The organism is Paenibacillus vini (genome assembly GCF_018403325.1).
Taxonomy (GTDB): Bacteria; Bacillota; Bacilli; order Paenibacillales; family Paenibacillaceae; genus Fontibacillus; species Fontibacillus vini.
In genome coordinates this window covers 1-262 of sequence record NZ_BOSL01000071.1, presented here as the reverse complement: position 1 = coordinate 262, position 262 = coordinate 1, and the positions used below count along the sequence as shown (strand labels likewise).

Genomic DNA, 262 nt, shown 5'->3' with positions numbered 1-262 from the left:
GCGGACTTGATGGAGTGCTTGCACTCCTGATGGTTAGCGGCGGACGGGTGAGTAACACGTAGGCAACCTGCCCGTAAGACTGGGATAACTACCGGAAACGGTAGCTAATACCGGATAATTTATTTCATCGCATGATGGAATAATGAAAGACGGAGCAATCTGTCACTTACGGATGGGCCTGCGGCGCATTAGCTAGTTGGTGGGGTAACGGCTCACCAAGGCGACGATGCGTAGCCGACCTGAGAGGGTGAACGGCCACACT

1 rRNA gene is annotated in these 262 nt (G+C 53.8%); it reads left to right on the top strand.

Annotation, left to right across the window (positions count from 1 at the left end):
• Positions 1-262: ribosomal RNA gene (locus KJS57_RS26210) — 16S ribosomal RNA — on the top strand; the annotation flags it as partial.